Origin of the sequence: Parabacteroides sp. An277, from assembly GCF_002159645.1 — a bacterium.
In the GTDB taxonomy this organism is placed as follows: Bacteria; Bacteroidota; Bacteroidia; order Bacteroidales; family Tannerellaceae; genus Parabacteroides.
Map to the genome: position 1 here is coordinate 1 of NZ_NFJB01000022.1, position 23,825 is coordinate 23,825.

Genomic DNA, 23,825 nt, shown 5'->3' on the forward strand with positions numbered 1-23,825 from the left:
CAAAGTGCACGTCCTCGCTTAGTCCCGGATTCATCCTCTCGTCCAAACTGATGTGTATTTCCGTTGAAGTCTGGGATATCCCTACTATGGAGAAGTAATCCAATATCTGGGCTGGGAGTACAATACCGGCAAGTATGTTCAAATAATCGTTTTCCATACTGCAAAATAAAGGTTTGTTCTTCAAACTAACAAATTTATCCCCTCTGAAAATCTACTGAGCCCAAATATGCTGAGTAACGAAATAAAAAACGGGAGGCTGGAGGTCAGTCAGCTTCCCGTTTCTATGATAGATGAATCAAATGTATTTACCAAACGTTTACGCGGTCAGTCGGCTTCATATACATCGCGTCGCCCTCTTGGATTTGGAAAGCATCGTAGAAAGCATCGATATTGCGAAGCGCGGCATTCACACGCCATTTGCCCAGCGAGTGCGGGTCCATTTTCGTGAGCCGAATGATTTCTTCGTTGCGGATGTTTTGCGCCCAAAGCGTAGCATAACCGAGGAAGAAACGTTGTTCGTGCGTGAATCCATCAATAGGAGCCGGCGTTTGTCCTTGCAAACTATTCAGATAAGCCTGATGCGCTACGAGCAATCCGCCTTGGTCTGCAATGTTTTCGCCCAACGTGAAGCGGCCATTGGCGTGCATAGTGTCTACTACGATGATGTTACTGTATTGATCTGCTAACTTATCCGCACGGACAGTGAATTGTTCAGCATCTTTTTCCGTCCACCAATCAACGAGGTTCCCCTCTTTGTCGTAGTGACGGCCCTGGTCATCGAACCCGTGCGTCATTTCGTGGCCAATGACCACGCCGATAGCGCCATAGTTTACAGCATCATCTGCATCCGGATTAAAGAAAGGCGGCTGCAGGATACCGGCCGGGAAGCAAATCTCGTTTGTTGTCGGATTGTAGTAGGCATTGACCGTCTGCGGCGTCATATACCAGCGGCTCTTGTCTACCGGTTTACCTGCATCGGCCAGCATATAATCCATTTCGAAGATAGCCGAGCGGCGGATGTTGGCCCAATAAGAGTCGTTCTGGATATCCAATGCACTGTAGTCACGCCACTTGTCTGGATAACCGATTTTGACCGTGAAGGCAGAGAGTTTTTCTTGTGCTTTGAGTTTGGTCGAGTCGCCCATCCATTCCAAGCTATTGATACGCTCTGAAAGTGCCTTTTGCAAGTTGCCCACGAGCGTCAGCATCTTTTCTTTCGACGAAGCAGGGAAGTATTTCTCGACATACATCTGTCCTACCGCCTCGCCCAGCGAACTATTGACCGTCTGCAAAGCCCGTTTCCAGCGTGGTTTCATTTCCTGCTTACCTGACATGACCTTGCCGTAAAAATCAAAATTTGCATTGGCAAAATCGTCGCTCAAATAGGGAGCTGCCATATCCAGCAAGTTGAATGCCAAATAATATTTCTGGTCGTCTACGGAAATATCTCGCAGCACTTTGGCTAATTTCTTGTAATATTCAGCCTGCTTTGCGTCCAGTTCGGGGATGTTTTCCAATCCCATCGCCTTGAAATAGGTATCCCAATCAATGGCATCATTACTGCTTACAAAGTCAGCATACGACATTTTGTGGTAGTTTTTCTCCGAATCGCGCATCTCTTCGCGAGAGAACGAGACTTCGGCAATGCCATTTTCTACCTTCATCACGGCATTCATGGCTGCTTCAGCCTGTTCCGGAGTATGGCCAGCCAAGGTGAAGAGTCGGTTGATGTACGTTTTGTAGGCTTCACGTATTTGGGTGAATGTCTCGTCGTTTTGCAAATAATAGTCGCGGTCGCCCATGCCTAAGCCGGCTTGATAGAGTTGTACGATGTTCATCGAGCTGTTCTTTTCATCGGCCGAGACATACAACGCGAAGAAGGGAGACATGCCTTCATGGTGCAACGTAGCTACCATTTGGGCCACTTCCGATTTGGTACCAATTTTCAGGATGGTCTCCAATTCCTCTTTGATAGGCGTAGCGCCTTCTTCGTTTGTCTTGATGCTATCCAACGCCAAAGCATATAGTTTGCCAATCTTTTCACCTACGCTTCCTGCGGTTTGCGGTGTAGACATAAGTCCTTCGACAAGCTCTTTCAGTTGTTTGTTGTTATTTTCAAACACCATGTCGATAGTACCAAAACGCGAATACTCCGCCGTAAGCGGATGCGCTTTCATCCAGCCACCGCACGCATACTGGTAGAAGTCGGCGTTGGCCGTAGTCGTACTGTCCAAATTAGCCAAATCAATTGCAGGAGTCCCTTGTGGAGCCACTTCCTGTGCTTTGTTGTTACATCCCGCGAGCACCATGAGTCCGGCGGCAAAGAGCGGGAATACGGTTTTCATTTTCATAACTATTCTTGTTGTTTTAAACGATTATATTCTCTTTCGAAATTAGGCGTAAATATTCCTTTTCCTAACTGTGATTCGATTTCGTCGATACGCCAAAAGCGGGCATCGTCCAACTCTTCTTTGTTGAGTGTGAAAGGACCTTCATAAATCGTACGATAAGTATGCACTAACTCTTTTTCGATATCCGATTCGAATACGTAGCGAGCCATCACTTCAGCTTCGAAACTTTTGATACCTAACTCCTCGCGGGCTTCGCGCCTCAAAGCTTCTTCGATAGATTCGCCATAGTCTACATGTCCGCCCACGGCCGTATCCCATTTCCCCGGTTGGATATCTTTCGTTTGCGAACGCTTTTGTAATAAAAGGTCGCCTTCCTTATTATATATATGTAGATGAACTACCGGATGCAATCGTTTGCTTCCATTATGGCACTCGCGCCGAGTAGCTCGCCCTATGATATTTCCCGCCTCGTCGACCAGCGGGAACCATTCTTCATCCATATCTTCTTACTTGCTATTTGTTTTGCGGCGGCAAATATACGGATTTTTTTCATTCTATGGATAGAGGGACGTTTTTAACGCGGTATTTTTCTGTTTTGTGATTTGTATAGAAGGAATGTGAAAGTGTATATTATATAATAGGTATAGAGAAGCTTTTTTACCCCTAAAAGAATGGAGTTTTCTTCTTATCCGAAGTCCGGCACGCAAAAATACAAATAAAAAACCAATAAATCGCACAATATGTTTAAAAACATATAAAATTTTTCTTGAGAAGAGATATGATTCTGCCAGAGAATCCCTATCTTTGTGAAGTAAAAATTGAACTAAACAAACGTCTATAGAACAATCTAAAAAACATATCATGGAGACGAAAAGAGTTTATACATTTGGAAATGGAAAGGCAGAAGGACGCGCGGATATGCGCAACCTCCTGGGTGGTAAAGGTGCCAATTTGGCGGAAATGAACTTGATTGGAGTTCCTGTTCCTCCGGGATTTACGATTACAACGGAAGTATGTTCGGAATATTTCGAGAAAGGGAAAGATACGGTAGTCGAATTGTTGAAAGACGACGTTGAACGTTCCATTCATGGAATAGAAGAATTGATGCATTCGAAATTTGGCAATGTAGAGAATCCGTTGCTCGTTTCAGTTCGTTCGGGTGCTCGTGCATCTATGCCGGGTATGATGGATACGATTCTGAACCTCGGTTTGAACGACGAAGTGGTAGAGGGATTAAGCCGCAAGACAGGCAATCCGCGTTTTGCGTGGGATTCTTATCGCCGTTTTGTCCAAATGTATGGTGACGTGGTTCTTGGCATGAAACCGACCAACAAAGATGACATTGACCCGTTCGAAGCCATCATCGAAGATGTAAAGAAAAACAAAGGAGTTAAGCTGGACAATGAGCTGGATGTAGAGGATCTGAAAGTACTTGTCAAACGCTTCAAAGAGGCGGTAAAGACACAGACTGGGCAGGATTTTCCATCTTGTGCTTACGAGCAATTGTGGGGCGCTATTTGTGCTGTGTTCGATTCGTGGATGAACGAACGTGCTATCCTTTATCGTAAGATGGAAGGTATCCCTGCTGAATGGGGAACGGCCGTGAATGTGCAGGCCATGGTGTTTGGTAATATGGGTGATACGTCGGCCACCGGTGTTTGCTTCTCGCGCGATGCCGCTACGGGCGAAGACCTTTTCAATGGCGAGTATCTGATTAATGCCCAAGGGGAAGACGTCGTGGCTGGTATTCGTACACCTCAACAGATTACGAAGATAGGTTCGCAACGTTGGGCGAAGTTAGCGGGTATTTCTGAGGAAGTCCGTGCGGCAAAGTATCCTTCTATGGAAGAGGCTATGCCCGCTATTTATAAGGAATTGGATGAGTTGCAGACGAAACTGGAAAACCATTATCGCGATATGCAAGATATGGAGTTTACAGTTCAGGAAGGTAAATTGTGGTTCTTGCAAACGCGTAATGGAAAACGTACGGGTGCTGCTATGGTGAAAATCGCTATCGATTTGTTGCATCAAGGGATTATCGATGAAAAGACAGCGTTGGAGCGTTGCGAACCGAATAAGTTGGACGAACTGCTTCATCCGGTGTTCGATAAAGAAGAGTTGAAGAAAGCACAAGTCCTGACGCGAGGTTTGCCTGCATCTCCGGGTGCCGCTTGCGGACAGATTGTGTTCTTCGCAGAGGATGCTGCTAAATGGAAAGCGGAAGGACATCGCGTAGTTATGGTGCGTATTGAGACTTCGCCGGAAGATTTGGCCGGAATGACTGTAGCAGAAGGTATCTTGACGGCTCGTGGAGGTATGACTTCGCATGCAGCCGTAGTGGCTCGCGGTATGGGTAAATGCTGTGTGTCTGGGGCAGGAGCTATTAATATAGATTATAAGGCTCGTACCGTAGAAATTGATGGTACTGTGTTGAAAGAAGGTGATTTTATCTCACTGAATGGTTCTACTGGTGAAGTGTACAAAGGAGAAGTTCGTACACAAGCTGCTGAAATCTCAGGTGATTTTGCTGAACTGATGAGCTTGTGCAATAAATATACGCGTCTACAAGTTCGTACGAATGCAGATACTCCACATGATGCAGAAGTTGCCCGCAAGTTTGGTGCGGTAGGCATTGGACTTTGCCGTACGGAACACATGTTCTTCGACAATGAAAAGATCATCGCTATGCGTGAAATGATTTTGGCTGAAGATGTAGAAGGACGTAAAGCTGCTTTGCTTAAATTGTTGCCTTACCAGAAGGAAGACTTCAAGGGTATTTTCAAGGCAATGGATGGTTATCCCGTAAATGTACGTTTGTTAGATCCACCTTTGCATGAGTTTGTGCCTCACGATTTGAAAGGTCAGGAAGAGATGGCGAAGGCAATGGGCGTAACGGTTCAATATATCCAGCAACGCGTAGAGAGTCTTTGCGAACATAACCCCATGTTGGGACATCGTGGTTGCCGTTTAGGTAATACTTATCCAGAAATCACGCAGATGCAGACGCGGGCTATCTTGGGTGCTGCCATCGAGTTGAAGAAGGAGGGGTATAATCCCATGCCGGAAATCATGGTACCATTGACGGGTATTCTTTATGAGTTTGAAGCGCAGGAAAAAGTAATCCGTGAAGAAGCTGCAGCCTTATTTAAAGAAGAAGGTATGGAGATTCCGTTCAAGGTGGGTACGATGATTGAAATTCCGCGTGCAGCTTTGACGGCTAATCGCATCGCTTCTCGTGCGGAATACTTCTCATTTGGAACGAATGACTTGACGCAAATGACTTTCGGTTATTCGCGTGACGATATTGCTTCTTTCTTACCTGTTTATCTGGAGAAGAAGATTTTGAAAGTCGACCCATTCCAAGTTCTCGACCAGAATGGTGTTGGGCAGTTAATCAAGATGGCTGTAGAAAAGGGACGTTCTGTCCGTCCGAATTTGAAATGCGGTATTTGCGGGGAGCATGGAGGTGAGCCTTCATCCGTTAAGTTCTGCCACAAAGTAGGTTTGGATTACGTTAGCTGTTCTCCGTTTAGAGTTCCGATTGCAAGATTGGCCGCCGCTCAAGCGGCAATCGAAGACAAACTCTAAAAATCTGCAACGACGTTGATATTTTGCTTCCATCTGCATTTTATATGCAAAACATTTGTTTTTCATTTGTTTTCCCAATGGAGGCTAATCAACTCAATACCAGTAAGGTATTAAAGCGGCGCAGGCTGCGATAGAGGATACTCTCTAAGACTGGAAGCCCTCAGGCAGAATAGCAATTAAAATTTGTATCAGGCTGTAATCTACCGATTTATACGGTGATTACAGCCTGAGTTGCGTTAAGACAGTTCGTGCAGTTGACATCAAAAAATGAGCCAAATGAGCATATTTGTTTTACTCTATGTTTACCCCAAAAATCATCATGTTTACCCCTGTTTACCCCAAAGAATTTATAGTATTTATCTAAAAAGGAAATAGGTATGACAACATTTAAAGCAACGGTAAAAAAGCCAAGAAGCGATGGCTTCTACACAGTTTACATCAGGATTACGCATCAGCGCAAATCCAGTTACATTAAAACAAATAAAATTGTAGACGCTGCTCATATTACAAAAGGTGGTGATCTCACTGACCCTGTTGTAAATGAGTATTGCGCTATGCTCATCAGGCAATATACGGACCGCTTGAACCGCGTGAATGCGACTTGTTGGGAAATAAAGGAAGTAATAGAGTTCTTGTTGAAAGACGATGAAGAAGCGTGCTTCAGCGATTACGCGCGAAAGTTCATAGACAGGATGGAAGCGGATGGACACGAACGCAATGCAAAGAATTACAGACTTGCGGTAAACCATTTAGAACGCTTCATGGGGACAACCCGACTTCTGTTTAGCAACTTGTCATCTTCTGCAATAAATCTTTGGATAGAGAGTCTGTCAAAAACAAACCGAGCCAAAGAAATGTACCCTACATGTGTACGACAAATTTTCAAAAAAGCTATAGTCGAGCTAAATGATGAAGAGCGTGGTGTTATACGCATAAAGTTCAATCCTTGGCTTAAAGTGGCAATTCCCAAATCTGACAATACAATGAAACGTGCCATCAGTGCGGAAGCCTGCCGTGAGTTCTTCAACCGTCCTCTTCCAAAAACAAAGATGCTGTCTCCCCTTCCGGAACTTGGCCGGGATGTAGCACTTCTATCACTGTGTATTGGCGGTATCAACACCGTTGACCTTTACGAACTCAAAAAGAAGGATTACAACAATGGCATTATCGGCTATAAAAGGGCAAAGACACGTCACAGCCGCAGAGACGAGGCATATATGGAAATGAGAATAGAGCCATTTATCCAAGAGACCTTTAATAAGTATCTCTCCAAAGATGAGGATGATGAGTACCTGTTCGTATTCCACAGCCGTTACAGCAATTCCGACAGTTTCAATGCTAACGTAAATATCGGAATACGCAAGATATGCGCCGACATGGGCATGAAAAAGGAGGACTACTACTGCTATTATACGTTCAGGCATACGTGGGCAACCATTGCCCAAAACGATTGTGATGCAAACCTTTATGAAGTTGCATTTGGCATGAATCACAGTCATGGGTTCAATGTAACAAGAGGCTACTTAAAACTGGACTTTACTCCTGCGTGGGAACTTAATGCCAAGATTATTGATTTCATTTTCTTCAGCAATAAGAAGAGTAAACAAGGCAAAGCTCGTGACCTTGAAGCTCCAGAGGAAAAACTTTTCCGCATTTCAAAAAAGATGATGATATACGGACGCGCTTATTTCAAAGGAGATGTTGTTGGTGAACTAACAGATATCGGTTTTAGTAACGTTGACGAAGTTATCTCCGAACTAGTCAAACAGCTACCCAAAGATATTCCTATCGGTTGTACAGTCCAGTTCAGACTTAAAAATTGTGATAGTCAAAGAGAGGTTGTCTATGAAAGAAGCAAAGGCAAAGGATTTTAGCCTGCTTGTCAGTTAGGTAAACACCTGACATGAGGGAAGAACACCTTTCCACCCGACTACAACACGAAGCCGTACCTGCCCGTCCGAGACAGGTGCGGCTTTGCTGCTTCACCCTTATCTTGAATCCGGCGGACGGTTGACACAACACCGCCCCAGGAAGATGCCGACCAACAGCAGTAATCCCTTCCATACAAGGACGCACACCTTCTTCAACAACCATCCGGCAAGCCGCAGCACGTTCCTTACCAGCCATAACACCAACCGCCACAACAGCGAAAGTATGATGATGACAGGCACCAGGTATATTATCAGTAACAGTTCAAACATATACTCAAATTTAAGTGAAACCATAAGCCATACGAGGCTATTTTCCACCATAAATATACTAAAAATCAGCGAGATATGAAAATATTCCGGCAACTTTATCCTGACAAAATCATTGATTGACAAACGATTGCCCATTGTGCTTCCATATCAAGATAGCTTTATACATATCGTTTGGAATATACTGGTGACAAGTGTCTGTATTTCCAAAATCCGAAATCATCAGGTGCAAAAAACTAGTTTTCTCAGGTCTGATGAGTGACTATAAAGTAATGTCAAGGTCGTCTTAGCCTTGGTCGGCCATTACATTACTACATTATTGCATCATGTTGAAATATCCAAGCTCATTACCAATCTGAAAAATCTGATGCCTGTGCTTCCTTTTCCCTCTTGTTATCGAACAAACGGATAATGATTCTAATAATTCACGAATAGATGAACTAATATAACCGGACACTTGAAACCAAAGTAAGCCCCATTTCGCACCTTGGATTACAAGATAACTGGATGACCCGATACTCACAGACCGAGGAAAATCCTATTCGATACACCCGGCAATCGGATGCTCTCGATATCCCGGTCAAAATGATATGTTCCTTGAAGAATAGTGTTGTGCATTTTGTACGGAAGCCCCTTTTCACGGTAATTTTGGCGCAAGAAAGAACCCGGGATGACATTGCCCTGCGTTGCAGGATTTTCCAAGCAAGTTGTACTTTTGTGGCCACAAAACTCCGTTTGTTCTCCCAAAAAGTGACTTGCCGGATGCCATGCACCGGAGCGGCACCGCCGCTGTTTCGCCCTGCGAAATAAGGTAAGACAATCCCGGTTGCAAACAAACCGGAACATGAAGGAACATAGGAACAAGTACATCAAGGTAAGGATGACCCCGGAAGAAGTCCGGGAGTTCAAGGAGAAATCGGCTGAATACAAGACCGTAAGCCACTACGTGCGCAAGGCACTCGAAGAGTATTCAAACGTAAGCGTCAGGCAGCAGCTTGAACTCATGCAGGAACTCGGTTCGTTTTACCGAAGATACCAGGGCGAACTGTCCCATATAGGCGGAAACCTCAACCAGGCAGTAAAGCGCGCCAACGAGCTGGCGGTTGCAGGGTTGCTGCCCCCAAGCTATATCCGGGAAGTTCTGTTGCCGCTCATCCGGGACACACAGGAAACCGTCAACGGGATAAAAAGACAACTTGACATCCTCACATCAAGAATAAACAAGCCTTAGAACCAGACATATCACCAATCCAGATAACACCACCCCAAGATGATAGCGACCATATTACCCGGAAGCGCGGACTTCCATGCCGTTGGTTACAACGAACACAAGGTATCGAAAGGGCTTGCCCGGCTCATCGAGATGCGGAACTTCGGGACAATCGGTCTGGCAGGCAGACCCACCACGGAGGAGCTTACCGGCTATCTCAAAAAATACAGTTCCACCAACAGCCGCATCCGGAAACCGCAGTTCCATGTGGCCGTCAGCTGCAAAGGCCGTGAGATGACGGAATCCGAACTGCTGGATTTCGCGCACCGATACCTCAAGGAAATGGGATATGCCGAACCCGGACAACCTTGGCTCATCTACGCCCACCATGACACCGACAACACCCACCTGCACATCATCACCTCGCGTGTCGCCCCCGACGGCAGGAAGATAGCCTATAGTCACGAGCGCAGGCGTTCCCAGAAAGTCATAGACAGGATTCTCGGCACGGACAGGCAAAAGAAGATTGCCGACGACATGGACGCGGCCAGGCAATATACCTTCTCCTCTTTCGCCCAGTTCAAGGCAATCATGGTTTCTATGGGATATGAGGTATATAAGAAAGATGAAAACGTATTTATCAAGCATGGCGGCAAGGTGCAGCGGCAAATTCCGTTGGCCGAAGTCGAACAGCTTTTCAAAAGCGGCTATAGGGAACGCGCCCGTTGCCGCCAGCTGCGGAGCATCCTCAAAAAATACCGGGACGTGAGCGGCGGCAAGGAAGAGCTGCAGAAAGAGCTGAAGGAGAAGTTCGGCATCGACCTCGTGTTCTTCGGCAGGAAGGATGCGCCCTACGGCTACATGATTGTCGACCACGCCCACCGTACCGTCATCAACGGGGCAAGGGTGCTGGCCACGGAACAGCTTCTGGACTTCGCCACCCCGGAACAACGCTTCGCACGCATAGAGGACTACATAGACCGGCTGCTCACCCTCAACCCGAAAATCACGCAGGGCGAGATTTTCCAGAAGCTGAGGAAGCAGCGTGCCTATATCAAGAAAGGCGTCATCCACTTTGACGGACAGACACGCCCGTTAAAGCCGTTCATGGCGGAAGCCATCGACCGGAACAACCGCATCCGTTTCATCGAGATGTTCCACCCGGCCACAGAAGCTGAACGCGATCTGCTCTGCAAAATCTTCAAGGTGAACCGTCCTGATCTGGTGGACCTGTCAGGCGAAAGGCCGCAGTCCCATACGGATGCCGTCAGCCGCCTGCATGAAATCTTCAATGACGAGAACGTCTTTTCCGTGAAAAGTGCCCTTCATGAGGAAGGCTTCATCATCCGCGAGGAAGCGGGCGCGGCATATGCCGTCAACTTTAAAAGACACATCGTGATAGACCTTGCGGCGGAAGGGCTTGACACGGAACGGCTGAAACCCCGGCCACGGAAGCAACAGGCCAAGCAGACACATTCCACCGGAAACGGCGGAAAGAAGATACACATACACGGACTGAAGGATTCCGGTGCCGGAAGCCATGCCGAAAAGCGTGAGTGGGAAGTCGGCGGCAAGGGAGGCTACGATGACATTGACGACGGACGCAACCTTAAACGGTAGACCATGAGGAAAAAACGGAGACTCCCTTTTGTCACCTGTCTGGCCGCATAAGCCGTCATACCTTTTAATCCGCTGCATAAAATACTTCGGTCAGGCTGACCTGAAGCACAAAAGTGTTGTGCATTTCGTTACCGTCCTATCCGGTGCATACTTTTGCACCGAACCAAACGACCGTGGACAAAATGATACAGACACCCGTCATCGTGACATTCGCCAACCAGAAAGGGGGAGTCGGCAAGACGACCCTCTGCGTCACCTTCGCCAACTACCTTGTGACGAAGGGCGTGCGTGCCGTGGTCGTCGACTGCGATTTCCAGCACTCCATCATGAAGTGCCGCAAGGCCGACATCAAGAAATACGGCGAGGAAGCCGTACCCTACGACGTGCTGGCCTACGAGGCCAACGACAAGCAGGCCATGACCGCGCTCATGGAGAAGCTGCACAACGACCCCAGCATAGACGTGGTGCTCATGGACTCGCCCGGCAGCCTGAAGGCGGAGGGGCTGATACCCATGTTCGTCAACTCGGATATCATCGTCGTGCCGTTCCATTACGACCTGGTGACCGTCCCCTCCACCGCGAGCTTCCTCCTGTTCATCGACCGTCTGCGCAAGGCCGTGGGCGGACGGATGAAAGCCCGGCTCTTCATCGTCCCCAACCTCCATGACGGACGGGTGGGCAAACGCTCCGAGCTGGAACTGTGGGAGAACACGGGGAAGACCTTCGCCAACTACGGGCTGGTGACGGACAAGATTCCCAAGCGGGCCGACATGGAACGTTTCAGCACGGTGGCGGAACTGGATATGCAGGCCGGCATCGTCAGTCCGGTGTTCGACAAAATATACGCCGGAATTTTCGTTGACGGCACCCCCAAAGACATAAACCATCAATGACCATAGCGTAATGAACAAGGAATTACAAATAGACGACCTCACCAGAGGCATCAATGACGACGAACCTGCATTCAAGGGAGAAGGACAAGCGGAGCAAGGCACCGCACATCCCGGTGACAAGTGCTGGCAGGACTTCATGGCCTACCTTGAAGCGCCGACGGACGGGAACGGCAAGGCAGACCGTCTGGTATGCAAACTCGACCGCGACCTGGCCGACTCGCTTGACGACTGCGACATCCGTGGCCGCTGCCGTTCCGACCTCGTGAACGCCATCATCCGCTCGTTCTTCGAGAACCACCTTTTCCGGCTGGCGCAATACCGCCGCGAGAAGAAATCATTGTTCAACAACTATAACCCCGAATCCCATGCGTAGAATCGACTGGACAGAAACCATGCTCTCCCGGCTTGCCGAGCTTTATCCCGTGGAGACCACCGCACATACTGCCTATATGCTCCAGATAGGCGTGACGGCCGTGAAGGAAAAAGCCCGCGAACTCGGACTGGAGAAGCTGGCCAAGAGCCGGTGGCTGGAACGTGCCGGACATATCAGCCGCCACTTCGACAACCGTTCCTACGCCGAGATGGCCGGCGACCTGGGCGTCAGCCGCACCACAGTCAGCCGCATGGCACGCAAGCTGGGGCTGAGCCGGAGCAAGGCAAAGGGTTACGCGATGTCGTCCCGTGTCCGCAATGAGCTGGTACGCCGCGAACGGCGCAGGGCTGTATTCGGTCTTGACCCCCTCACACGCCTCAAGGTTATCTCACACCGCGCCAAGGTCAGGATACGCTCCAGGCTGAAAGCCAACGGATACATCACCGGCGTACACAGGAACATACTGTACTTCACCGAAGCCACATGCCGGAAAGCCCGGCTGGAAGCCAAGGCCACTAGACTTGGACTATCCTTTCTGCCTTTTCCCGAAGACAATACACCATTATCCAATGCCATATAGCCATGCAGTACGGACAAATCGTTTTTATCCTTTTCGTGGCAATGGCCTGCTATTACGCCTTCCTCATCTTCACGGACATCAGGAAAGCGCAGGCGGCCCGGAACGCGGAAAAGGAGAACCATACGGAAGAAGAGATAGACATATCGGACGAGGCAAAGAGCTTCCGCCCGACCAGAGTCAGCAGGGACGAGGAGAAGAAAGAGGATGCGGCAGGTGGAAAGCAGGAAGAAACACCGGCAGGCGCAACCTCCAACTTCCGCCGCCCCGGCTACCGTGAGGCCATCATGACCGACGGCATCCTTGTGGACGACCTCATCCATGAAATCGACAGGCTGGCGGAAACCGGCACCGGCGACCTCGGCCTGGTCATATACACCTGCGAAAATGCAAGGTGAGAAACACGTTCCTTTGGCGACTCCTGTTCCTTTGGCGATGAAACAACCATTTAATGATTAAAGAAATGCAGACACTAAAAAGAAAATGCCTACGCGCATTCGTCCGTTTCAAACAGTCAGCGTTCGCCCGGAAGGGCACGCTCGCCCTCGTGGCGCTCACCCTCGCCGCCGGCGATGTAATGGCAGGCAGCAAGGGGGCGGCGGGCTTCACCAAGGCCACGCAGGAAGTAAGCTCCTACCAGACTCCCGTCTCCAACCTCATGAAGGCTATCGCCGCCGTCATCGTGCTGGTAGGCGCGTTCAATGTCTACTTCAAGATGCAGAACGGCGACCAGGATGTCAAGAAGACCATCATGCTGACCATCGGCGGATGTATCGCGTTCATCGCATTATCAGAGGCCTTGCCGCTTTTCTTCACGTAAGGCCATGGAAGAGGACAAGAACAGTCAGGACGGTTTCCCCGTGTTCAAGGGACTCCAGAAGCCGTTGGAATTCATGGGCATCCGCGGCCGCTTCCTCACACTGGCGGCGGTGGCCATAGGCGTGTCCTTCGTGGGATTCATCGTCTTCTCCATCGCCCTTGGGAAACTTGCCGGGTTCATCGCCATGCTGGTGATGGCCGCCGCAGGGCTGGCCACCATCTTCGTCAAGCAGCGCGGCGGACTGCACAGCAAGAAACGGGCGAAGGGCATCTACGTCTATAAGAACATCCGAAAAACGAATTGAAAAACCAACAAACAGAAAGCAACCAATGGCACAGAACAGGAAACGGGCATTCGAGGGGCTTTACTCCCAGCTGGAAGAAACGGACGGCCATGCCGTCCTCTTTTCCGCCAGGGGCGAGCCTTCGGTCATATTCGAGATGGCCAATCCCGTGCAGCAGCTATGCACGGACTCGGAGCAGTACCTGCGCTTCCAGGACGTACTCTCCAACCTCGTGCAGACGCTCGGCGAAGGCTACGCCCTGCAGAAACAGGACATCTTCTGCAGGCAGGCCTACCACCACGACGTGCCGGAGGATGCGGAGTTCCTGACGCGGAGCTACTTCCGCTACTTCGAGGGAAGGGAGTTCACCGAGATACGCACCTATCTTATTATCACGCAGGAGGCGCAGCGCGGCCAGTTCGTGCAGTACGACCCGAAGAAGTGGGCGGAGTTCCATTCCAAGGTGGCCAAGGCGGAGGACATCCTGAATGAAAGGCACATCCGCCACAGGCGGCTGACAAAGGAAGAGGTGGACGAATACTGCCACCGCTTCATGGCCTTCCGCTTCCGCCACGGCCCGTTCTCCATGACCAACTTCAAGGCTTCGGACGAGTACCTGAAGGTGGGCGGCCGCGTGGTGCGCTCCTATCCGCTGGTGGACATCGACGAGATAAACCTGCCCTCACGCATCAGGCCCTACACGCAGGCCAACGTAAACGGCTATCCCGTCGCCACCGACCTGTTCTCGTTCCTGACCAATGTTCCCCATGCGGATTGCGTGGTGTACAACCAGGTGGTGCAGATACCCGGCCAGCGCAAGCTGCTGAGGAAGCTCCAGGCCAAGGCCAAGCGTCACGGCTCCATGCCCGACCCGAGCAACCGGATAGCCAAGGCCGACATCGAGGAGGTCTTGGAAAAACTTGCCGTGGACAGCTCCCTGCTGGTCTACGCCAACTTCAACATCCTGGTGAGCTGCCCGGCGGACAAGGTCACCCCGGTCACTTCCTACCTGGAGACCAAGCTGTACGGATGCGGCATCATGCCCTCTCGCACGGCCTACAACCAGCTGGAGCTGTTCACCGACAGCTTCCCCGGCAACGCCTACGCCTTCAATCCCGACTACGACCTGTTCCTCACCCTGTCGGACGCCGCCCTGTGCTTCTTCTTCAAGGAACACCTGAAGGAATCGGAGGACACGCCCCTGACCACGTACTACACCGACCGGCAGGGGCTGCCCGTCTGCATCGACATCACGGGCAAGGAGGGCAAGGTCAAGATGACCGACAACGCCAACTTCTTCTGTATCGGGCCTTCTGGAAGCGGCAAGTCGTTTCATATGAACTCGGTCGTCCGCCAGTTGTTGGAACAGCAAACGGATGTGGTCATGGTGGACACGGGCGACTCCTACGAGGGCATCTGTGGCTACTACGGCGGCACGTACATCTCCTATTCCAAGGAGAAACCTATCTCCATGAACCCCTTCAAGGTCACGGCGGAGGAATACAGGCTGAACTTCGGCGAGAAGAAAAACTTTCTCAAATCGCTGGTGTTTCTCATATTCAAGGGCAGCGCATTTCCGAGCAAGATAGAGGACATGATAGTCAACCAAACCCTCGTGGAGTATTACGATGCCTATTTCCATCCTTTCGAGAATTTCACGGAGAAGCAGCGTGCGGAGTTGCGGCAGAAGCTACTTGTAGACGCCAAGATGGATGACGATTACGAGAAGTACAACCATGAGATGGAAGATATTGACCGCCTGATAAACGCCAAGGATTCGCCGGAGGTGCCGGAAAGCCGCGCCCTGCTGCTCCCCTCGGAAGTTAGGCGCATGAAGCTCGTCCGCCAGTGCCGTTCGCTTATGGTCCTCATGCGCGACAAGGCCGCCTCGGAGTCTGAAAGGGAACATGCCGCACATATCGTGGAGAAATACCGCAGGGAGCTTTACGAGAACACCATGCTTGTCAAGATTGACAGGCAGATAGACCGCATGGAGGAGCAGAAACGGCGGCTGAAGGTCAGGGAACTTTCCTTCAACTCCTACTACGAGTTCGCCGTGGAGCGCATCCCGCAAATCACTTCCCTGGAGAAAATAACATTCGACATACACAACTTCGCAGCCATCCTCAAGCAGTTCTACCGGGGCGGCGAGCTGGAGACGACGCTGAACGCCGACCTGGATGTTGACCTCTTCAACGAGTGTTTCATCGTATTCGAAATCGACAAGATAAAAGATGACCCTGTACTTTTCCCCATCGTGGTGCTCATCATCATGGACGTGTTCCTCCAGAAAATGCGCATCAAGAAAGGGCGCAAGGCCCTGATAATCGAAGAGGCGTGGAAGGCCATCGCCTCGCCCACGATGGCGGAGTACATCAAGTACCTGTACAAGACCGTCCGCAAGTTCCACGGCATCGCCGGGGTGGTCACGCAGGAGCTGAACGACGTGATAGACTCGCCCATCGTGAAGGAGGCCATCATTAATAATTCCGATGTGAAGATACTGCTTGACCAGTCCAAGTTCAAGGACAGGTACGAACAGATAGCCGCCATACTGGGGCTGACCCCCGTTCAGCGTCAGCAGATATTCACCATCAACGCGCTTGACAACCACGAGGGGCGCAGCTACTTCAAGGAGGTGTGGATATGCCGGGGACAGCATTCCGACGTCTACGGCGTGGAGGAAGCCCCCGAATGTTACTGGGCCTACACCACCGAGCGGACGGAAAAAGAGGCGTTGAAAACATACCTGCGGCACTACGGCACGGTGCAGGAGGCCATCACGCGCATCGAGGCCGACCGTAAAAAAGCGGGCAGCCCCAAGTACCTGGAGTTCGCCAGACAAGTCAACCAACATCAAAAAGTAATGTCATTATGGGAAAGCTGAAAAACATATTGTTAGGAACATTCCTGTTTGCCGCGTCCGCCCCCACGTTTGCCGGATGGCGCATCGTCATAGACCGTAACTGCATCGCAACGGTGGGCGCCAACCTGGCCTCGCAGAAGCTCATCGAGGGGCAGCACAACCAACGGCTGGACTCCATCGCCTCCAAGAAGCAGAAGGTGGAACTCTACACCGTGAGCATGGCCACCATCAAGGAGCTGTACAAGCTCTCGATGGAAAACATCTCCGGTTTCGGTACGGAGAGTCTTTACTACAAGGAAATCGGAAGTTGCGCCTTCGATATCCTCAAAGACGTGCCGGAACTTATTGAAACGGTGGGCAGGGCGAAGTTTACGAACAAGCTGCTTTGCCTCAATGAACTCGGCAACCTCGTAGCCGAGACCCAACAACTGGTGGGCGACTTCGTGAACATCGTGAACAACGCCAGGGTGCAGAACCCGCTCAAAGGGGAAGCCACGGCGGAGAGGAAAAGCGACGGGTACAACCTGCTCGACCGCTACGAGCGGCTGACCCTGGCCAACCGCATATATACTGACCTTACGAAGATACGCTACAAGGTGGAGGGAATGATGCTCATGGCACAGTATGCCACAGCGGACGACCTCTTCTTTGCCATCAACCCGGAGGGCTGGGCAAACGTGGTGACCATGAAGAACCGTGTCGGCAGCCTTGTCCAATCCTGGAACGGGCTGGTGGCTTCCAATTACTGAATTTGAAAACAAGAGCCATGGACTATAATATAAAAGGTATAGGAAATCGCAAGGCATTTTTTGCCGCCTTTATAGCAATCGCCATCCTGTCGCTTCCCGTCAGGGTATCGGCCGGAGTCATTCCCAAAGACCTCCCGACCATCGAAGCCCTGATAGCCTTGCACAAGGCGGTGAAGAAGGACGAGGACAAGGCCATGCAGCGTGTGGCCGCCAGTTTCGGCGAGCAGTCGCTCATCACCAAGGGGGCCGGCAAGTTTAACGACGTGCGCACCACCCTGAACACCAAGCTGGACAACGCCCATTCCTACCTGGTGCTGGCAGGCGCCGTTTCTTCCACCGCAAATTCCTTATACCAACTGGTGAAGGAATACAAGGACTTCACTTCAAACACGTTCGTCCATGTCAGCAAGAAGCCCTTCGTAGCATGGTACTATGCCGACGCCAACCTGGCCATATCGAGGGAAGTGAAGCACTGCTACAAGCTCTATGCGTCGGTGGCCGCTTCCGGCATCAACTTGATGAAGGCTTCCATGGACGAGAAGCTGAACCTGGTGATGACGCTGAAAAGCACCATTGACAGGGCAAGGTACATCATTGACAATGCGAACCTTTACTGCTACCTCATTACCGACTGCGGATGGAAGCCGGACTACATCTGGGAGATACTGAACTCCGAAGTCAAGGACGAGATAGCAAAAACAATTATCAACAAATGGAACCAAGGATATGAGATATAGAGTAATAACACTTTGCCTGTTCAGCCTGTTGGTAGCCTCCGGCATGCAGGCACAAGTACCCGTCCGTGACAACGAGAAAAAGAAACAATGGCAGTCCATGGAAAACGGGCCGTGGGACTTCGCGCCCGACTGGTACTACTACTTCCTGCACAAAGGTTACTCCGGCGCGGAGATGTACTGGAAATGGGCGGGCTTCAAGTCCGGCTTCCGCGTCCGCTTCAAGGAATCCAAGTCGAACATCAAGCGCATCATGCCCACACGGGTCATATCCGAGGAAACCCAGCGGCAGAAGCTGGAAAAGGTGGAGGAAGAACGTAGGTATGTGGAGGAACTGTACAAGGAGGAGCTTGTCCGGGAAGCCGACCGCACCGTGGATTTGGCCTATCCGGCCTACAAGGACGAGTTCAACCGGATGCAGGACTGCATCACCGACGGCCTGCTCTACTGCATGACGAAAAGCGGCGGAAAATTGAAGCCGCAGGTGGACGAACTGGGCAGGCAGAATGAAATCCTTTGCGCCGGCATCGCCTATATCCGCAAGACGGGCGTGGGCTACGGACTGGAGAACGCCAGGCGGCAGCAAGCCTATGAGGAAGCCAAGGGAAAGATGGAGGCACTCGTGAAACAGACCGCCAACCTCTGCGCCGTGGCCGCCACACATTATTAGAATTAAAATGTATTACATGAAGATAAGAATACGATTATGCAACTGTCTGCTGTTTTATTGACCATAGGCCTTCCGGCCATCGACGAGAGCCTGGACAAGCTGCTTGTCGCCATGGAGACGTTCCCCAACGTGGCCGTGCTGGGCGACGCGGTGGGACTGGCCCGTATCATCGGGCTGCTGCTCGCCCTCTGCGTGGGTTCCTACGAGTGCTGGATGATGATGCTCGGACGGCGCGGCATGGATGTGATGAAGCTCCTCCGCATCGTCGGCATCTCCATCTGCATCTCTTCCTCCTCGTGGATATGTGACGCCCTGCAGGTGCCTGGCAAGGGACTTGAAAGCGCGAGCAAGGCGATGGCGCAGGCCAAGAACAAGGAGGTGGCCGCCTTCGAGCTGAAGGTGGCTCAAAAACAAAGCGAGTACCTTGACCGGCTGCGCACCGTGCAGGATTCCATCGCGACCGCGCAGCAGGTGGCCGCCATCGGACAGGACGCCGCATGGTGGGACAAACTCATCTACAACGTGGAGAACCTTGGCAACACCATCAACAACTACGCCCAACGGGCGGTGGTGGCCACGGAGACCAAGGTCAGCGAATGGATAAACGATGTCATCCGCTTCGTGGGAGAGCTGATTTTCCAGATGTCCTACTACGGCATCCTCGTGGCGCAGCGCATCTTCATGGCCATTATGATGATATTCTGCCCCATCATGTTCGCCCTGTCCCTCGCCCCGCCGTGGAACTCGGCGTGGAGCCAGTGGATGTCCAAGTTCCTTTCCCTCTCGCTGTGGGGCTTCGTGACCTACATGTGCCTGTACTACGTTGACTTCATCCTTTTATATAATTTACAACAAGACCTCGTGGCCTACGACCACCTGCTTCACGGTTCGGTCAATTCGTGGTCGCAGATAGGCGCGTTGGGGCTGCAAGGTATCGGCTCCAACTGCATGTACGCCATGGGAATGCTGGTCGGCGCGTACATCATACGTTTCGTCCCGGAAGTGGCCTCGTGGCTCATCCCCGGCGGCGTAAGTTCGGGCGCGGCGACGGCGGCAGGCTCCACGGCTACGGGCATCGCTTCCATGGCAGGAGGTGCGGCCGGCTCGGTGGCCGGGGGCGCGGTTTCCATGGTCAAGCCCAAATCAGGAAGATAAAACCATAAAAATAAAGAAATATGCTCATAGAATCACTGGCACAGAAAACACGGCTCGCCATGGTGACGGTGCTGGCCACCATAGGCGGATGCGCCGTCATCTGCGGCTTCACCGTATGGTGCTGCATCTCCCTTGTAAACAAGGAAAGGGAGCAGATATACATATTGGACGGGGATATCCCGTTCCTCGCTGAGCGTGCGCAGCTGGAGGCCAATTTCACGATGGAGGCCCAGGCGCACATCCAGCTCTTCCATCAGTATTTCTTCAACCTGCCGCCAGACAACGACTACATCAAGTGGACGCTCGGCAAGGCCATGTACATGGCGGACGGCACGGCGTTGAAGCAAAAGCAGGCGATGGACGAGAACGGCTTTTATTCCGACATCATCTCCTCGTCGGCGGTCTGCACTGTCATGTGCGACTCCATCGACTTCGACGAACAGGAACGGAAGTTCACCTACTACGGTACGCAGCTCATCAAGCGGCGCACCCGTGACCTGAAGCGTTCTTTGGTCACGACCGGATATGTCGAGTCCGTGCCGAGGACGCGGAACAATCCCCACGGATTGCTGATTACCAACTGGAGGACGCTCGAAAACAAGGATTTGGACTACTAAATGTAATTTGGATATGAGAATCAGAAAGAAACTTCGGGAAAGCAGGCTAAGGACGCACCTGCAAATCCGCGCATGGCTGCAACCTAAACTGGGAAAGGCAGGGGAAAGGCTCCGCTTGGTAGGTCGCATCCGCCTGGCGAACATCTGGGCACGGAAGCATCCGAAAAGGACTTTCGCCTGTGTTACGGGAACATTGTCGCTCTTGCTGGTATGCTCCCTTGTCATGAACAATAGCAAGCCGGACGGGACGGACAACGCACACGGCATCGGCGCCATTGCCAATATGGAACCCTTGTTCCAAGGCTTCCGCACCATACAGTCGAACAAAGGCCTGCACCGTGCCACGATACAGGAGCTGGCGGACAGCGGACGGGCCATCCGACAGGAACTTGACTCCCTGATAGCCATGCCGAAGAAGTCGCACGGTGACTCCCTGCGGATTGTCAGGCAGTACAGGCGGCTGGAGAACATTGTAAAATTCATCAATAACGGAGAACATGATTAAAGTCAATTTCAAACAACCCAAGTACATCTTCCCGGCGGTCATCTTCATACCGCTGTGCGCCCTGGTGTATTTCGTGATGCAGACCTTCGGGGGCGGCGGAGAGCCGGAACAGGCCGTGGCCACCGACCGCATCAACACGGAACTGCCCGAAGCACACGCCGAGGAAGCCGGGGACAAAATGTACGAGATGTCGCGCCGCTTCGGCGACGAGGACGCCTTTACCGCCGTGGGAGGCATCGGCGAGGAAAAGGAGGAGAAAGAAGAGCCGGGACACGGCTACAGCGAGGAGGAACTGGACGGACTGGACGCTGCGGAAGCGGAGCGAATCCGGCAGCAGCAGGAAATGGAGGAACTGGAGCGCTCGTTGGCGGAGTCCAGGCGGCACATCAATTCATACGCCTATGACAACAATACGCCTTCGGACCGTCCGTCTGATGGAAGCAGTGGCATGGGCTACACTTCGCAGGACGACTTCGCCCGTGACCTGGAGGAAATCCAGCGCCGCAGCTACGAGAGGCAGAAGGCCATCGGGCGCGGCCTTGGGTTCGGCGACCCGGAAGCGGAAGAGGCGGCCAAAAGGCAGCGTGCAGACTCATTGGCGAAAGTCCGCAAGGAAGAGGCGGAACGAAACCGGCCGAACCTTGTCATCAAGTCTGCCGACACCAATGCGGACAAGTTCCATACGGTGGCCGCTCCCGACGGTGCGGCGGAAGCCAGGCTGATACGCGCCATGATAGACCAGACCACCAAGGCCAAGGAAGGCACGCGCCTGCGCTTCAAGCTGCTTGACGATGTGACGGTGAGCGGCACAAAGTTGAGGAAAGGCACTTACCTCTACGGCACGGTGACGGGATTCTCCAGCCAGCGCGTGAAGGCTACCATCACCAGCATCCTTGCCGGGGACAAGTTCATCAAGGTCAAGCTGTCCGTATTCGACAACGACGGTATGGAGGGCTTCTACGTGCCCGAATCCTCGTTCCGCGATTTCGTGAAGGACGCTAGCTCCAACGTGGTGCAGCAGGACATCAACATCGAGTCCGACGGCGGCTACGGTTCCGGCATATCCAGCGAGGCCGTTGCCTTGCAGGCCCTGCAGAACATGTACAACTCCGCTACTTCCGCCCTGTCTTCCAACATCCGGAAGAACAAGGCGAGAATCAAGTACAACACCATCGTCTATCTCATCAACTCGGACGATGCAAGGTGAATGTCTGAAACAATATCAATGTAAATTCTATAAACAATATCCCAATGAAAGCAAGGCTTATCTTACTGACTTTGCTCTGTGCCGTGGGCATGGCCGCCTACGCCAACGAGAAAATCTATGTCAACCGGGATGTGACCACGCACATCGTCATGCCCGAACCCATCAAACTGGTGGACATCTCTACCCCGAAGATTGCCGGGAATCAGTGTACGGACAACATCGTCCGCATCAAGCCGTACCATGATGAGGGTGATTCCATACAGTCCGGCGGCTACACGGAGAACGAGCTGCTGGGCACCATCACGCTCATCGGGGAAAGGCACATCGCGCAATATGACGTCCTTTATACCGAAGAGCCGGGACAGGCGGCCGCCATCTTCGAGGTGCCGTACACCCACACGCAGTCCTACATCAACCCCGAAGTCACCATGCCCATGTCCGAAATGGCACGCTATGCGTGGGCGGTGTACGGCAGCAGGCGCAAGTACAACCAGATCGTGACGAGGGCGCACGGGATGAAGGCCACGGTCAACAACATCTACGCCGTCGGGGATTACTTCTTCATCGACTTTTCGCTGCGCAACAAAACGAAAATTCCCTACGACATCGAGGAAATCCGCGTGAAGCTCACGGACAAGAAGGAAACCAAGGCGACCAACTCGCAGACTATCGAGCTGTCGCCCGTGTTCACGCTCAACTCCACGAGGAAGTTCAGGAAAGACTACCGCAACGTGATGGTGCTGCCCAAGCTGACCTTCCCCGACGAGAAGGTGCTGCGCATTGAAATATCCGAGAACCAGATCAGCGGACGGGTCATCGTGCTGACCGTCGAATACGAGGACATCCTCCATGCGGACGGCTTCGATACCGACATCCTGAAGGATGCAGCCTACTATCCTTATTACCACATCTCTTATTCCGACAAATGATGAAGAAGTTTTTAATCACCTTATTCTGTGCGGTCGTTGCCATTGGCGCATCCGCACAGGAGGGCAAGCTGGCGGTAAACGCCGGCTTCCTGTTCCCGTCCACCCTGAACGCAACAATCGGCTACGAGCGTCCGTTGTCATACGGAAATGCCGTGGAACTGTACGGCGAGGCCGGCACTCATTGGCAGGAAAAGGATTTCTGGAAAAGCTACTATTGGGACGGCGGCATCGTCTACAAGCACCGGCTGGTGCGCTATAAGAACGGTATGCTGCGTTTCCGCTTCGGCCCGCAGTTCGGCGCGGTGCAGAAACGGTTCTTCATCGGATTGGAGGGAGGGTTTGAATACAGCTATGTGTTCCGTAACGGCTGGGAGTTCGCCCTGATACAGAAGAACAACGTGAACTTCCTGCACGGCGACACGTTCCGCAACGGGTTGTTGCTTGGAGTGAAGATACCTTTTTAACCACTTGTAAACAAAA

General features: G+C 51.8%; 23 protein-coding genes. 20 read left to right on the plus strand and 3 right to left on the minus strand.

Going from position 1 to position 23,825, the window contains the following annotated elements; translation table 11 throughout:
• Positions 1-305 precede the first annotated feature (305 nt).
• Entirely contained in the window at positions 306-2,351 is a 2,046-nt protein-coding gene (locus tag B5F77_RS09865) for a M13 family metallopeptidase (RefSeq protein WP_087330302.1), read from the minus strand.
• A 2-nt stretch (positions 2,352-2,353) separates the two neighbouring features.
• Complete coding sequence (locus B5F77_RS09870) at positions 2,354-2,851, minus strand: NUDIX domain-containing protein (RefSeq protein WP_087330304.1); 498 nt, start codon at positions 2,849-2,851, stop codon at positions 2,354-2,356.
• A 361-nt stretch (positions 2,852-3,212) separates the two neighbouring features.
• On the opposite strand from B5F77_RS09870, the gene ppdK reads away from it, so the two are divergent.
• Together ppdK and B5F77_RS09880 are read left to right on the plus strand one after the other, a co-directional pair.
• Positions 3,213-5,939 (plus strand): pyruvate, phosphate dikinase, encoded by a 2,727-nt coding sequence (ppdK, locus tag B5F77_RS09875; protein WP_087330305.1) that lies wholly within the window; start codon positions 3,213-3,215, stop codon positions 5,937-5,939.
• Between the two features lie 377 nt (positions 5,940-6,316).
• Positions 6,317-7,813 (plus strand): phage integrase SAM-like domain-containing protein, encoded by a 1,497-nt coding sequence (locus B5F77_RS09880; RefSeq protein WP_087330307.1) that lies wholly within the window; start codon positions 6,317-6,319, stop codon positions 7,811-7,813.
• 114 nt (positions 7,814-7,927) lie between these two features.
• Here the strand turns inward: B5F77_RS09880 and B5F77_RS09885 are convergent, their stop codons facing one another.
• Positions 7,928-8,140 carry a hypothetical protein gene (locus B5F77_RS09885; protein WP_087330395.1) on the minus strand — a complete coding sequence of 71 codons (213 nt, stop codon included), beginning with the start codon at positions 8,138-8,140 and terminating at the stop codon, positions 7,928-7,930.
• An 841-nt stretch (positions 8,141-8,981) separates the two neighbouring features.
• Here B5F77_RS09885 and B5F77_RS09895 point away from each other — a divergent pair.
• The 18 genes from B5F77_RS09895 to B5F77_RS09980 all read left to right on the plus strand — a co-directional run bounded on the left by B5F77_RS09895 (position 8,982) and on the right by B5F77_RS09980 (position 23,809).
• Complete coding sequence (locus B5F77_RS09895) at positions 8,982-9,368, plus strand: plasmid mobilization relaxosome protein MobC (protein WP_087330311.1); 387 nt, start codon at positions 8,982-8,984, stop codon at positions 9,366-9,368.
• A gap of 39 nt (positions 9,369-9,407) precedes the next feature.
• On the plus strand, positions 9,408-10,967 hold the full coding sequence (locus B5F77_RS09900) for a relaxase/mobilization nuclease domain-containing protein (RefSeq protein WP_087330313.1): 1,560 nt from the start codon (positions 9,408-9,410) through the stop codon (positions 10,965-10,967).
• Positions 10,968-11,149: 182 nt separating this feature from the next.
• Complete coding sequence (locus B5F77_RS09905; protein WP_087207586.1) at positions 11,150-11,860, plus strand: ParA family protein; 711 nt, start codon at positions 11,150-11,152, stop codon at positions 11,858-11,860.
• Positions 11,861-11,870: 10 nt separating this feature from the next.
• Positions 11,871-12,233, plus strand: coding sequence for a hypothetical protein (locus tag B5F77_RS09910; protein ID WP_087330315.1), 363 nt, complete (start codon positions 11,871-11,873; stop codon positions 12,231-12,233).
• A complete protein-coding gene (locus tag B5F77_RS09915; RefSeq protein WP_177607989.1) occupies positions 12,226-12,813 on the plus strand; it encodes a MarR family transcriptional regulator in 588 nt (195 codons plus the stop codon). The genes B5F77_RS09910 and B5F77_RS09915 overlap by 8 nt, the downstream gene beginning before the upstream one ends.
• Before the next feature lie 2 nt (positions 12,814-12,815).
• Complete coding sequence (locus B5F77_RS09920) at positions 12,816-13,208, plus strand: hypothetical protein (protein WP_087330317.1); 393 nt, start codon at positions 12,816-12,818, stop codon at positions 13,206-13,208.
• 65 nt (positions 13,209-13,273) lie between these two features.
• A complete protein-coding gene (locus B5F77_RS09925) occupies positions 13,274-13,630 on the plus strand; it encodes a DUF4134 domain-containing protein (protein ID WP_087330397.1) in 357 nt (118 codons plus the stop codon).
• A gap of 4 nt (positions 13,631-13,634) precedes the next feature.
• Entirely contained in the window at positions 13,635-13,934 is a 300-nt protein-coding gene (locus B5F77_RS09930; protein ID WP_087330319.1) for a DUF4133 domain-containing protein, read from the plus strand.
• A 25-nt stretch (positions 13,935-13,959) separates the two neighbouring features.
• Positions 13,960-16,800, plus strand: coding sequence for a TraG family conjugative transposon ATPase (locus B5F77_RS09935; RefSeq protein WP_087330322.1), 2,841 nt, complete (start codon positions 13,960-13,962; stop codon positions 16,798-16,800).
• A complete protein-coding gene (locus B5F77_RS09940; RefSeq protein WP_087330324.1) occupies positions 16,788-17,528 on the plus strand; it encodes a hypothetical protein in 741 nt (246 codons plus the stop codon). The genes B5F77_RS09935 and B5F77_RS09940 overlap by 13 nt, the downstream gene beginning before the upstream one ends.
• A gap of 83 nt (positions 17,529-17,611) precedes the next feature.
• Positions 17,612-18,265 carry a hypothetical protein gene (locus tag B5F77_RS09945; protein WP_087330399.1) on the plus strand — a complete coding sequence of 218 codons (654 nt, stop codon included), beginning with the start codon at positions 17,612-17,614 and terminating at the stop codon, positions 18,263-18,265.
• Between the two features lie 43 nt (positions 18,266-18,308).
• The gene (locus B5F77_RS09950; protein WP_239446198.1) at positions 18,309-18,932 is read left to right on the plus strand and encodes a DUF5045 domain-containing protein; all 624 of its coding nucleotides are present in this window, start codon (positions 18,309-18,311) and stop codon (positions 18,930-18,932) included.
• 36 nt (positions 18,933-18,968) lie between these two features.
• The gene (locus tag B5F77_RS09955; protein ID WP_087330327.1) at positions 18,969-20,087 is read left to right on the plus strand and encodes a hypothetical protein; all 1,119 of its coding nucleotides are present in this window, start codon (positions 18,969-18,971) and stop codon (positions 20,085-20,087) included.
• Positions 20,088-20,107: 20 nt separating this feature from the next.
• Positions 20,108-20,704, plus strand: a complete 597-nt coding sequence (gene traK, locus B5F77_RS09960) for a conjugative transposon protein TraK (protein WP_087330330.1) — start codon at positions 20,108-20,110, stop codon at positions 20,702-20,704.
• 13 nt (positions 20,705-20,717) lie between these two features.
• Positions 20,718-21,209, plus strand: coding sequence for a hypothetical protein (locus tag B5F77_RS09965; protein ID WP_087330331.1), 492 nt, complete (start codon positions 20,718-20,720; stop codon positions 21,207-21,209).
• Complete coding sequence (locus B5F77_RS09970) at positions 21,202-22,416, plus strand: conjugative transposon protein TraM (RefSeq protein WP_087330332.1); 1,215 nt, start codon at positions 21,202-21,204, stop codon at positions 22,414-22,416. The genes B5F77_RS09965 and B5F77_RS09970 overlap by 8 nt, the downstream gene beginning before the upstream one ends.
• Before the next feature lie 44 nt (positions 22,417-22,460).
• Positions 22,461-23,345 carry a conjugative transposon protein TraN gene (gene traN / locus B5F77_RS09975; RefSeq protein ID WP_087330334.1) on the plus strand — a complete coding sequence of 295 codons (885 nt, stop codon included), beginning with the start codon at positions 22,461-22,463 and terminating at the stop codon, positions 23,343-23,345.
• Positions 23,345-23,809, plus strand: a complete 465-nt coding sequence (locus B5F77_RS09980) for a hypothetical protein (RefSeq protein WP_087330401.1) — start codon at positions 23,345-23,347, stop codon at positions 23,807-23,809. Before traN ends, B5F77_RS09980 begins: the two co-directional genes overlap by 1 nt.
• The last annotated feature ends 16 nt before the right edge of the window (positions 23,810-23,825 follow it).